The following is a 12,435-nucleotide window of genomic DNA, read 5'->3' as shown; positions in this document are numbered from 1 at the left end:
TCAGCGGCTTGCGTCAGGCGTGAAGGTCGAGAAATCGACCAACGTGCCCAACATCTGCATATAAGCGATGATCGCATCCGCTTCGGAGATACCAGGCTGACCGTCAAAGTTGCGGACATTCACCTTGTCACCGTAACGTTCCAGAAGACCGTCATAGTCGCTGTCCGGGTCGGCCTGAGCGCGGAAGTCAGCCTGCGCCTGCGCCAGCATCTCATCCGAGTAGGGCACGCCCACAATCGAGTGGCTGGTCATGACATCCTGGATGTATTTACCGTCAATCCGGGTCTCTTCCAGAAAGCCATACTTTGGCATGATAGATTCCGGCACCACCGCCTGCGGGTTACGCATGTGATCGACGTGCCATTCATCCGAATAGCGACCACCCACACGCGCCAGGTCTGGCCCGGTCCGCTTGGATCCCCACTGGAACGGGTGATCATACATCGATTCCGCTGCCAGCGAGTAGTGACCATAGCGCTCGACCTCGTCCCGCATGGGGCGGATCATCTGGCTGTGGCAGTTGTAACATCCTTCGCGGATGTAGATTTCGCGCCCGGCCAGTTCGAGTGGGGTGTAAGGGCGCATGCCCTCCACCTTCTCGATGGTATTTTCCAACCAGAACAGCGGTGCGATCTGCACGATGCCACCAATAGTCACGACCAAAAAGCTGAAGATCAGCAGGAGGCTCGCGTTGGTCTCGAGGATTTTATGTTTGTCGAGAATTGCCATTGCTCCGGCCCTCCTTATTCAGCCGGGACCGCGACGGTCAGGCTGGCCTCTTTGGCTAGGCGCTTTCCGCACAGTCATCCACAGATTGTAGCACATGATCACAGCACCAGAGAGGAACATGAGACCACCAACCCCGCGTGCCACATAGGGCAGGAACTTGGCTGCGACGGTGTCAGCAAACGAGTTCACGAGGAAGCCGTTGGCGTCCACTTCACGCCACATCAGGCCCTCCATGATGCCGGTGACCCACATCGACGCGGCGTAGAGCACGATGCCGATGGTCGCGAGCCAGAAGTGCCAAGACACGAGGCTGAGCGAGTAGAGGCGTTCACGTTTCCACAGAACGGGCACCAAGAAGTACAGCGCACCAAAGGTGATCATGCCGTTCCAACCAAGTGCGCCCGAGTGTACGTGGCCAATGGTCCAGTCGGTGTAGTGCGACAGCGAGTTGACCGCGCGGATGGACATCATCGGACCTTCAAAAGTCGACATGCCGTAAAAGCCAAGCGAGATCACCATCATCCGGATCACCGGGTCGGTGCGGAGCTTGTCCCAAGCGCCAGATAGCGTCATCAGACCATTGATCATGCCACCCCAACTGGGCATCCACAGCACGATCGAGAACACCATACCAAGCGTCGAGGCCCAATCAGGCAGCGCGGTGTAATGCAAGTGGTGCGGACCGGCCCAGATGTACAGGAAGATCAACGCCCAAAAGTGGATGATCGACAGCTTGTAGCTGAAAACCGGGCGCTCGGCCTGTTTCGGGATGAAGTAGTACATCATACCCAGGAAGCCGACGGTCAGGAAGAAGCCTACAGCGTTGTGGCCATACCACCATTGCGTCATCGCATCCTGCACGCCGGACATCACCATGACCGAACGCGAGCCCCAAATCGACACCGGCAGGGCCAGGTTGTTGACCACATGCAGCATCGCGACGGTGACGATGAACGACAGGAAGAACCAGTTCGCCACGTAGATGTGCGGCTCTTTCCGTTTGATGATGGTGCCCAGGAACACAGCCAGATAGGCGACCCAGACGATGGTCAACCACAGGTCAACGTGCCATTCGGGTTCGGCGTATTCTTTGGACTGCGTCGAGCCCAGCAGGTAGCCGGTTGCGGCCAGGACGATAAACAGCTGATAGCCCCAGAACACGAACCACGCCAAGTTGCCGCCCCAAAGCCGCGCCGCACATGTACGTTGTACGATATAGAACGAGGTTGCGATCAGCGCGTTACCACCAAAGGCAAAAATCACCGCCGATGTGTGCAGCGGACGCAAGCGACCAAAGTTGGCATACCCATGAGCCCATTCAAAATTCAGCGACGGAAATGCCAGCTGAAATGCGATGACCACACCAACAAGAAAGCCAACAACGCCCCAAAGCGCCGTCGCGATCACGCCATAGCGGATCACACCGTCCATATACTCACCAGAGTAGTCGACGTAGGTTTCTGGCTCGTCCGTATGGCGCAGTGTCCAAAGAAATAGCCCACCGGTGACGATCAGAATGATGATCGCATGCACCATGTAAGCCGGATCGCGCGCGTAGTTGGCCGCCATCATGGCGAAGATGGCCACCACACCAAGCGCGATAAGCTTGATATAATTCGACATTTTGCGTCCCTTTGCCTTGTCCCACGCGATCTTTGCGTCACGCCAGACGAATTCAGACTAGGCGCTACATGAAGAACGGAGGTCCAACTTGCTTTGATCTGTATCAAGACACTAACGCGAAATCTGTGACAGGCATAACTTAATGAATATGAGAATGCACAAACGTTAAAGTTGCGCATTGTAGTCAAGAGGTTCAAATGGCTTACAAATCTCTACTAACAGTACTAACGAGTCCCGAACTGCCCAAGGCGGCGCTTGAGCAAATGGTCGCTTTGGCCGAGGCACAGAACGCCCATGTCGAGGCGCTGTGCCTCGGCGTCGATCGTTCGCAAACCGGATATTACTACGCCGGTGCCAACGCGATGATTCTGCAAGAATCTCTGAAACGGGCTAATACCGACGCCGAAGAGATCAACGCAGCGGCCAAGGCATATCTACAATCAACGAACGCGCGCTGGTCTACCGAAGACGGCGTAGCGCAGATTGCTGACATCGGGCGGCATGTGGCGCATCGCGCTCGTTTTTCGGATCTGGTCGTGTTGCAGCGCCCCTATGGCGACGACAAGGGCGCCGAGGCCGAGCCGATCGTCGAGGCGGCAATGTTCGAAGGCCACGCACCGGTTCTGATTGTACCGGACAACTCGCAACCTGTGGCGCAGCCCAAAACCGTATTGGTGGCCTGGAACGAAAGCATTGAGGCCATGCGCGCTATCCGCCGCGCTCTGCCCTTCCTGGTTGCCGCCGAAACCGTGCGGATTGTGGTGATTGATCCGCCGCAACATGGGCCAGACCGTTCGGATCCGGGTGGATTGCTGTCGCAGATGCTAGCCCGTCATGGGGTTCGCTGCGAAATCGACGTGCTCAGCAAAACCATGCCACGTGTATCTGACGTACTGAACCGCCATGCTGCGGATACTGAGGCCGAGATGATCGTGATGGGCGCTTACGGCCACTCGCGTTTCCGTGAGGCCATCCTGGGCGGAGCCACCCGCAACATGCTGGAAAAAGGGTCGGTCCCGGTCTTCCTGGCCCACTGATACAAAACGGGCGCCTTTTTAGGCTCAGCCCATGCCGCAAAGATTGACGCAACAAGAACCCGCCGCAGATGTGGCGGGCTCTTTGAACGTCATCTCTCGAAGGTTTGCTCGCGAGGATTGAGCAGACATTCGCTATTTTGTAGTTGAATGATCGGTTGGGGCCGCCCGCGCGACTTTCCTAAAGTTGCTATCTGCGCATCACTGCAATTCACAACTGGCGCAACATCTGACACTTAGGGCTCGGAGTGGAAATCTGGCAAGAGCCGCTGGATGTCCGCTTCTCGAACCGTAGGATTTGTTAACCCCGATCTGGTTGGTAAATTGTTTCCGCTTTCTCGGCATAAACTGGCACTCGCGCGCCTGTTTTCATTCAATTTTTGCGGATCAATCCGATCAGAAAGAGCAAGATGACCGCACCGATGGTGGCGTGAAACACGGACGCGATGAACCCGCCACCAACGGAAAACCCAAGCGCCGGAAAAATCAACCCGGCCGCAAAAGCGCCAACAATGCCGACAACGACATTGCCCAGGATACCGAATCCCCGGCCCTCCATCAGTTTGCCTGCGAGCCACCCGGCCAAAGCCCCGATGATGAGCATCGCAAAAACGCTGCTGAATTCCATAACCTTACCCTTTCACTGTCTTGTCAGATCGAGACAACCAGCGATGCGCCACGCAAGCAAGTGCTCAGTTCAAAAAACCACCGTCACTGTCATCACCGGCCTCTTCCATCAAGCGGCGCATGTCAGGAATGGTCACGTGGCGCTTTCCTTCCAGATGAATCACCCCGTCTTTTCGCAGGGCCGAGATCTGACGGCTCACGGTTTCCAGCGTCAGGCCAAGATAGTCGGCCATCGCCTCGCGCGTGAGCGGCAGGTCAAAGGTTGTTGGGCCAGCATTTCCTTTGGCGGCAACAGACGCATCGCGACGCGCAATGATCGACAACAGGCTGGCAATCTTTTCCCGCGCCGTCTTGCGCCCCAAAACCAGCATCCATTCGCGTGCGGCATCCAGCTCGTCCAGCGTCATTTGCAGCAGACGATGCGCGATGTGCGGCGTGCGCACCATCAGCTCTTCGAATGGTTTCTTGCGGAAACAACACATGACCACATCTGTCGTCGCCACGACGTTATATGCCGCGCCCTCGCGACCGGGACGGCCTACAAAGTCGGACGGCAACAACAAGCCAACCATCTGGGTTCGGCCATCTTCCATTGTCTGCGTCAGCGTCGCGATACCGGACACGACAGAGCCCACAAAGCTCATCATATCTCCAGACCAGATAATGGTCTGTCCGGCCTCGAACGTGCGGTAGTATTTGATCTCCTCCAACTCCAGCAATTCGTCGTGGTCGCAATGCGAGCACACGGCACGATGCCGGATCGGACAATCCCCGCAGGCGGAGGGAACATGTAGAGTTTGAGTGGTCATGATCTGCCCCAATTGATCTGGGTCAAGGTTATTCGTTGAAGGCTCATATTACAGTATCGGAATGATAGCGAAATCCCAATTGGCTCAGCTCGGACTATTTGACGCGAAAGTCCCCCGCTACACGAGCTACCCGACCGCGCCCCACTTCAGCAATGACGTGGGGGCTGATCTTTTTGGGCAGTGGATGTCCGAAATTGCGCCTGAAAGCGCGATTTCCCTGTATATTCACGTGCCATTCTGTCGTCGCCTGTGTTGGTTCTGTGCATGCCGCACTCAAGGCACGCAATCAGACGACCCGGTAAAGGCGTATCTGGAAACGTTGAAATCCGAGTTACGCCTGATTGCTGCCCGCGTGCCCAAGGGAATCACTCTGTCGCGGCTGCACTGGGGCGGCGGCACGCCAACATTGCTGCAACCTGCTATGATGGCGGATCTGGCCCAAGCGATCTTTGACGTGGCCCCTTTGGGCGACAACGCCGAGTTTTCGGTCGAGATCGACCCCAACGAGATCGACACAGATCGTCTGGATGCACTGGCCGAGGCAGGCATGAACCGCGCCTCGATCGGGGTGCAGGATTTCGACCCCATCATCCAGAAAACCATCGGTCGCATCCAGGGCTATGACATCACCCGCGAGGCGGTTGAGATGATCCGCGAGCGCGGCATCGCCAGTTTGAATGCCGACATCCTGTTTGGCCTGCCGCATCAGACCAAGGCGCGGATGACCGAAAGCGTACAGAAGCTGCTGTCGCTCAATCCGGACCGGGTTGCGCTCTATGGGTATGCCCATGTGCCTTGGATGGCCAAGCGGCAACAGCTGATCCCTTCGGACAAGCTGCCCACCCCCGAAGAGAGGCTGGATTTGTTTGAGACAGCCCGCCGCCTTTTCAAATGGGATAACTACGCCGAAATCGGGATCGACCATTTCGCCACCCAGGACGACGGGTTGACCCATGCACTCAAGGCCGGGCGGCTCAAGCGGAACTTCCAAGGTTACACCGACGATCAGGCCGATGTGTTGATCGGCGTTGGCGCCTCGTCCATTTCACGGTTCCCACGCGGCTACGCTCAGAACGCCCCGGCCACCTCGGCCCATACTGCCGCTATTCGCGACGGCCGATTCTCGACCTCACGTGGTCATCGGTTCAAAGGGCAGGATATTCTACGGGGCCGTCTGATCGAGGGTTTGATGTGCGATTTCCGGATCGACCGAAAGGAGATCCTAAGCAACCACGAGATTTCCCCGAGAGCCTTGGATGGCCTTTTCGAACAGGTCAATCGCGCGTTTGATGGGGTACTACGAGTATCGAACGAGGGACTGTTCATCCCCCCGATGCGCGCCCGCTGACGCGGATGATAGCACGCGGGTTTGATGAATATGACCTCAGCAAAGCCGGGCACAGCTCGGCCATCTGATCCGGGGGGAGAGCCGGATCAGAGCGGCGGGCGCCCTGAGGCCCGCCGCACACCTTCCAAAAGACTTGACGGAACTGCCTGCGATTTCCGACACTCAAAAGATGAAACGCCGCCGACCACAGGGTCTGCGCGTTCCGAGGCAGGCAGGTTACAAGACCCCTGAACGAACAAATCACAGTTCGTCTGACCCCTTCGTGCAGCTTCGAAACCCGTGCTGTGCACCAGTCAGAGGGATATTCAAATGCGCGTCTTTACCGTCTTAGGCCCAACCCAATCAGGCAAATCCACGCTCGTCGAGGCGATCAGCCGCCTGGACGGGCGATCCACCAAATTCAGCGTCTCCGATGTGGTTCACCTGCACGGTTTTTCCTACCTCAATGAACCCTGGTGCGCCGTCGACGTAAACGGCGGTGGCGACGCACTGGCCTATGTCGGGCCTGCCATGGCGATCAGCGATGCGGCCGTGATCGTCGTACCGCCAGACCCGGATGCCGCAGTGCTGGCAGCCCCGTACCTTCGCCTTGTCGAAGAGGCTGGCATCCCAAGTTTTCTGTTCATCAACAAGATGGATAACCCCAACGGCCGCGTCCGCGACATCGCCGCAGCCCTGCAGGCCTATTGCACGCATCACATCACACTGCGCCAAATCCCCATACGCGAAGAGGAGCAAATCGTCGGTGCAGTCGACCTGATCTCGGAACGTGCCTGGAGGTATCAAGAGGGACAACCGTCAGCATTGATCGAGTTGCCGTCCTCTGCCGAAGACCGCGAGCGAGAGGCCCGCACCGAGTTACTGGAAACGCTGTCGGATTTCGACGACGATTTGCTAGAGCAGCTGATCGAGGACAAACAGCCAGCCAGCGAAGAAATTTTCGATCTGGCAGCCAAAGTGCTCCAAAATCATCAGCTGATCCCCGCGTACCTTGGCGCAGCAAGCCACGCGAATGGGCTTACCCGAATGATGAAGGCCCTGCGCCATGAGGCGCCCGAGTTCGATATCGCCAGTGACCGCGATGAGGCCGATGAAAAGGCGCGTGCCATCGCGGGCTTTGCGGACGTAAAAAAGCATATCGGCAAAATCACCGTTCTACGTGGACTAGGCGACGGGGTTTCTGCACATGAAGATCTGGGTGGTGACACTGTTGGTTCTCTGGTCGCCTTGGATACCAAAGCCCAGATTGAACGGTTGAATGCGGGTGACATCGGGTTGGCTGTTAAATCCGACCACCTGAACCCGGGATTGATCTATGACAGCAGCGGGTCCTTACCTCTACCCGAATGGGCGACCAGCCATGCACCCAGTCACCGCCAAAAAATATCCCCCACCAATGAACGCGACGACGTTCGGCTGTCAAATGCGCTGTCACGGCTGAATGCCATCGATCCCGGCCTGCAACAGTCGCAAGATGAGTTGAGCGGCCATGCAGTTCTGGGCACACAAGGGCCGCAACACATGCGGAGATTGTCAGAGAAGCTGGCCGAGGATTTCGGTATCAAAGTGACGACCGAGCCAGTGGAGACGGCTTATCGCGAGACGATATCAAAATCTGTCGATCACCGGCACCGGCATCGCAAGCAATCCGGCGGAGCCGGGCAATTTGCGGATGTTGTACTGACGGTATCCCCACTGCCGCGCGGCTCAGGGTTTCAATTCGACGAAACTGTGAAAGGAGGGGCAGTACCAAAAAACTACATTCCTTCCGTCGAGTCCGGTGCATTGGACGCTTTGGCCGAAGGCCCCGAAGGGCACCCTGTCGTTGACGTCAAAGTCACCTTAACGGACGGAAAACACCACAACGTCGACAGCTCGGACTATGCGTTCAAGATGGCTAGGCAAAGTGGCTGTGCGCGAGGCGGTCGGAATGGCGAAACCCAAGGTATTGCAGCCGATTCTGCACGCCGAAATTCATCTGCCTTCTGCATTCGTCGGTGATATGGTTCCGACGATCAGCAGCCTTCAGGGTCAAGTTCTTGGGTTTGAAGCCAACCCCAATGCAGCCGGGTGGGAGATATTCAATGCTCTGCTTCCGGCAGTGGCAGAAGACGAGTTGCATCGCACAATTGCAAGTTCAACACGTGGCACCGGCTGGGTGAATTTAAGCTTTGATCATTATGAGGAAATGCGCGGACAAAGCACCAAAGCCAAGATGGCACCCGCCAAGTGAAGCTCGGAGTGCTCGCGCCCGTCGTTGGTGCCCCTCGCGGGACACTGCCTCCCGTTGGGCCGGGCCTCTCCTCGCTCGGTGGCTGGCCTTCAATACTGGCAATTTCCACGAAACACGCACGGCGGAAGAAACTGATACTCTTCGACAACGAGAACTACGGGCGGGACCGCGCCGGGCATCGCCCGGCGCTATGCCCAAGGCCGCTGGCGGAGCTGACGTAGTCAGGTCTGCCCGGGCGCGGGAGAACCCCTTTTGATTACCCAGCTGCAGCGATCAATTCGCGGGTGTATTCCGTCTGCGGCGCCTCAAACAGCGCCTGGGATGGACCCATTTCAACCACATCGCCTTGCTTCATGACCAGGACTTGATGCGACATAGCCCGCACCACCTTCAGGTCATGAGAAATGAACAGATAGGCAAGCCCGTATTTCTGCTGCAGGTTCCGCAGCAACTCGACGATCTGCACCTGCACCGTCATATCCAAAGCGCTGGTTGGTTCGTCCAGTACCAACAGCTTGGGCCGCAGCACCATGGCGCGTGCAATCGCAATCCGTTGACGTTGGCCACCTGAGAATTCATGCGGGTAACGGTCCATCGAGGCAGGGTCCAACCCGGTTTCCTCCATCACTTCGGCCACCAGTTCGCGGGGCGCGCGGTGAGGGTCGACATTGTGGACCGCCAGCCCCTCGGCGATGATCTGGGCGCACGTCATGCGTGGGCTCAGCGACCCGAACGGATCCTGAAACACGATCTGCATGTCCTTGCGCAGCCGTCTCAGCTCGCGCGTGGACCATTTGCGAACATCCTGATCGCGATACGTAATACCGCCTTCGGACGAGATTAATCGCATCATCGCCAAGGCCAACGTGGTCTTACCCGAGCCGGATTCGCCGACGATGCCAAGTGTCTCACCTGCGCGCACACTGATCGTCGCGTCATTGACCGCTTTCACATGTCCAACTGTCCGTTTCAAGAAACCGCGTTGGATTGGGAACCAAACGCGAAGTCCGTCAGTATGGGCGATGACCTCCGCCTCTGGCGCGATGGGTTCGGGAACGCCCGAAGGCTCAGCCGCCAGCAGTTTTTGCGTGTAAGGGTGCTGCGGGTTATCGAAAATCTCGGACGTCGGACCGCCTTCAACGATCTCGCCGTCTTTCATCACACACACCCGATCCGCGATCCGACGCACGATGCCCAGATCGTGGGTAATGAACAAGAGCCCCATGTTCTCGGCCTTTTGCAGATCGGCCAGCAGTTCCAGGATCTGCGCCTGAATGGTCACATCCAGTGCCGTCGTCGGCTCGTCCGCGATCAGAACGTCCGGTTTGTTAGCCAGGGCCATCGCGATCATCACGCGTTGACGCTGCCCACCTGAGAGTTGATGCGGATAGCTATCCAGCCGATCCTGCGGATCACGGATACCCACCTTATTCAGCAAGTCGATGATGCGCTGTTTCGCGGCCTGACCGACCACGCCCTGATGCAGCGCCAGCGATTCCGCCATCTGCTTTTCAATCGTATGCAGCGGGTTGAGCGAGGTCATCGGCTCTTGGAAGATAAAGCTGATGTCGTTGCCACGCACCTTTTGCAGACGCTGCTCATCCGCTCCGATCATCTCATGCCCATCATAGGTCACGGACCCCTCAACCTCGGCACTGCTACCCAGAAGTGAGACGGTCGATAGGGCGGTCACCGATTTGCCGGAACCGGATTCGCCCACCAAAGCCACGGTCTCTCCCCGATCAACGGTAAAGGACACGCCCTTGACCGCCTGTGACAGCTGACCGTCCTGACGGAAGGACACGCGCAAATCGTTCACTTCCAGCAAGCTCATGAGAAGGTCTTTCTTGGGTCGAATGCGTCGCGGACGCCCTCAAAAATGAAGACCAGAAGCGAGAGCATGATGGCAAAGGTGAAAAACGCGGTAAAAGCCAGCCAGGGCGCGTTCAAGTTCTGCTTAGCCTGCAAGGTCAATTCTCCGAGCGATGGGGCCGACGATGGCAAGCCAAAACCCAGAAAGTCGAGCGAGGCCAAACCGCCGATGGTGCCGGTCACGATGAACGGCATGAATGTCAGTGTTGCAACCATGGCATTGGGCAGCATGTGACGGCGCATGATGGTGATGTTGCCCACCCCAAGCGCTTTGGCCGCGCGCACATATTCCAGGTTCCGCGCACGCAAAAATTCAGCCCGCACCACGCCGACAAGCCCGGTCCAGCCGAACAGGATCATCAAGGCAACCAACAGCCAGAAACTACGACCCAGAATGGCGAACATAATGATGATGACATAGAGCGACGGTGTCGCTGACCAGATTTCAATGAAACGTTGGAAGATCAGATCGGTCCAACCACCGAAATAGCCCTGCACTGCACCCGCGACGACGCCCAAAATGCTGGCAACTCCGGTGACCAGCAGCGTGAACAGGATCGACAGGCGGAAACCATAAATCACTCTCGCCAGCACATCTCGCTTGGCACTGTCAGTGCCCAGCAGATTCTGGCCATTGGGCGGCAGTGGTGCCGCACCGGGACGGTCGACGGTGGTGTTGAACGAATAGGGGATCGGCGGCCAGATGGCCCAACCCTGATCGAACCCATCGGCCTGGAATGTGCCCGCATTGATCTGCTCAAGCATCTCTTCTGGTTCGTCAAAACAATCCTCTATCCCGCCACTTGCGATCAGGCATTTGACCTCGGGGTCGCTGTAGATCGCTTCGGTCTGAAAATCGCCACCAAAGGCGGTCTCAGGGTAGAAGTTGAAGATCGGCGTGAAGTATTCACCCCGATAGTTCACCAGGATCGGTTTGTCGTTGGCGATGAACTCGGCGAACAGTGACAACGTGAAGATTATCGAGAAAATAATCAGCGACCAATAGGCCCGACCGTTCTTGCGGAAATTGCGCCAGCGGCGTTGGTTGAGGGGGAAAGTGCCATGAATTACCCCTCGCGGCTTTCAAAGTCGATGCGCGGATCGACCAGGACATACATCAGGTCCGACAAGATGCCGACCACCAGGCTCATCAGGCCAAAGATGAACAGCGTGCCAAAGATCACCGGATAGTCGCGTGCTACTGCGGCCTCGAACCCAAGCCGCCCAAGACCGTCGAGCGAAAAGATCGTTTCAATGATGATCGAACCCGAGAAAAAGACACCGATGAACACTGCCGGGAAACCCGCGATCACGATCAGCATAGCGTTGCGGAAGACATGACCATAGAGCACCTTACTTTCACTCAGACCCTTAGCGCGGGCGGTCATGACATAGTGTTTCTTGATCTCATCCAGAAACGAGTTCTTGGTCAGCAGCGTCAGCGTCGCAAAGGCCGATATGGTCGAGGCGATGACAGGCAACGCGATGTGCCAGAAATAGTCGCCGATCTTGCCAAGCAGACTCAGGTCGTCGAAATTATCGCTGGTCAGCCCCCGTAGCGGGAAAATTTGCCAGTATGAACCGCTCGACAAAGAGCACCAGCAGCAAGATTGCAAACAGGAAACCCGGGATCGCATAGGCCACGATGATTGCGCCACTGGTCCAGGTGTCAAAGGTTGACCCATCGCGCACGGCCTTGCGAATACCAAGTGGGATGGACACCAAGTAAGCGATCAGAGTGGACCACAGGCCAAGCGAAATCGACACCGGCATCTTTTCCAACACCAGGTCGATGACGCTGATCGAGCGGAAATAGCTCTCGCCAAAGTCCAGCGTCATGTAGTTGCCCAACATGGCCAGAAAGCGCTCGAGCGGCGGTTTGTCGAAGCCGAATTCTTTCTCCAGCTCGGCAATGAACTCGGGTGGCAGGCCACGCGCACCAACGTATTCTTCGTTCGGCGCGCCGGATTGTGTCTGCACATCATCGCCGCCACCGGCAAAGCCTTCGAACACATCGCCTCCGCCCTGCAGTTCAGCGATGATCTGTTCGACCGGGCCTCCAGGGACAAATTGCACCAGCGTGAAGTTGACGATCATTATGCCCAACAGGGTCGGGATCACCAGCAACAGGCGTCTTAGGATATAGGCTCCCATGGGTCT

Annotated in this window: 8 protein-coding genes and 3 pseudogenes; 4 read left to right on the top strand and 7 right to left on the bottom strand. The window is 57.2% G+C overall.

Going from position 1 to position 12,435, the window contains the following annotated elements; all coding sequences use genetic code 11:
- Together ccoO and ccoN are read right to left on the bottom strand one after the other, a co-directional pair.
- Positions 1-729: a cytochrome-c oxidase, cbb3-type subunit II gene (gene ccoO / locus ACZ1HE_RS02375; protein ID WP_472619402.1), complete on the bottom strand. Its 729-nt coding sequence runs from the start codon at positions 727-729 to the stop codon at positions 1-3.
- 14 nt (positions 730-743) lie between these two features.
- Positions 744-2,352 (bottom strand): annotated as a pseudogene (gene ccoN, locus ACZ1HE_RS02370) (cytochrome-c oxidase, cbb3-type subunit I).
- 197 nt (positions 2,353-2,549) lie between these two features.
- Between ccoN and ACZ1HE_RS02365 the strand changes: the two are divergent.
- Entirely contained in the window at positions 2,550-3,389 is an 840-nt protein-coding gene (locus ACZ1HE_RS02365) for a universal stress protein (protein WP_472619401.1), read from the top strand.
- A gap of 370 nt (positions 3,390-3,759) precedes the next feature.
- Here ACZ1HE_RS02365 and ACZ1HE_RS02360 read toward each other — a convergent pair whose 3' ends face one another.
- Together ACZ1HE_RS02360 and fnrL are read right to left on the bottom strand one after the other, a co-directional pair.
- Positions 3,760-4,014 carry a GlsB/YeaQ/YmgE family stress response membrane protein gene (locus ACZ1HE_RS02360; protein ID WP_472619400.1) on the bottom strand — a complete coding sequence of 85 codons (255 nt, stop codon included), beginning with the start codon at positions 4,012-4,014 and terminating at the stop codon, positions 3,760-3,762.
- A 64-nt stretch (positions 4,015-4,078) separates the two neighbouring features.
- The gene (gene fnrL, locus ACZ1HE_RS02355) at positions 4,079-4,822 is read right to left on the bottom strand and encodes a transcriptional regulator FnrL (protein WP_472619399.1); all 744 of its coding nucleotides are present in this window, start codon (positions 4,820-4,822) and stop codon (positions 4,079-4,081) included.
- Positions 4,823-4,883: 61 nt separating this feature from the next.
- Here fnrL and hemN point away from each other — a divergent pair.
- From hemN to ACZ1HE_RS02340, 3 genes and pseudogenes are all read left to right on the top strand, one after another.
- Positions 4,884-6,238 (top strand): annotated as a pseudogene (gene hemN, locus ACZ1HE_RS02350) (oxygen-independent coproporphyrinogen III oxidase).
- A 241-nt stretch (positions 6,239-6,479) separates the two neighbouring features.
- Complete coding sequence (locus tag ACZ1HE_RS02345) at positions 6,480-8,171, top strand: elongation factor G (RefSeq protein WP_472619398.1); 1,692 nt, start codon at positions 6,480-6,482, stop codon at positions 8,169-8,171.
- Complete coding sequence (locus ACZ1HE_RS02340) at positions 8,101-8,403, top strand: hypothetical protein (RefSeq protein WP_472619397.1); 303 nt, start codon at positions 8,101-8,103, stop codon at positions 8,401-8,403. Before ACZ1HE_RS02345 ends, ACZ1HE_RS02340 begins: the two co-directional genes overlap by 71 nt.
- A gap of 256 nt (positions 8,404-8,659) precedes the next feature.
- Here the strand turns inward: ACZ1HE_RS02340 and ACZ1HE_RS02335 are convergent, their stop codons facing one another.
- From ACZ1HE_RS02335 to ACZ1HE_RS02325, 3 genes and pseudogenes are all read right to left on the bottom strand, one after another.
- The gene (locus ACZ1HE_RS02335) at positions 8,660-10,237 is read right to left on the bottom strand and encodes an ABC transporter ATP-binding protein (RefSeq protein ID WP_472619396.1); all 1,578 of its coding nucleotides are present in this window, start codon (positions 10,235-10,237) and stop codon (positions 8,660-8,662) included.
- Positions 10,234-11,343 (bottom strand): ABC transporter permease, encoded by a 1,110-nt coding sequence (locus ACZ1HE_RS02330; protein WP_472624323.1) that lies wholly within the window; start codon positions 11,341-11,343, stop codon positions 10,234-10,236. The genes ACZ1HE_RS02335 and ACZ1HE_RS02330 overlap by 4 nt, the downstream gene beginning before the upstream one ends.
- Positions 11,343-12,429: pseudogene (locus ACZ1HE_RS02325) on the bottom strand (microcin C ABC transporter permease YejB). The gene ACZ1HE_RS02330 and the pseudogene ACZ1HE_RS02325 overlap by 1 nt, the downstream one beginning before the upstream one ends.
- Between the last annotated feature and the right edge of the window lie 6 nt (positions 12,430-12,435).

The sequence above is a fragment of the Falsiruegeria sp. JB4-1 genome (genome assembly GCF_055693495.1).
Note: the sequence above shows the minus strand (reverse complement) of the source record. Positions and strands in the feature narration are given on the sequence as shown.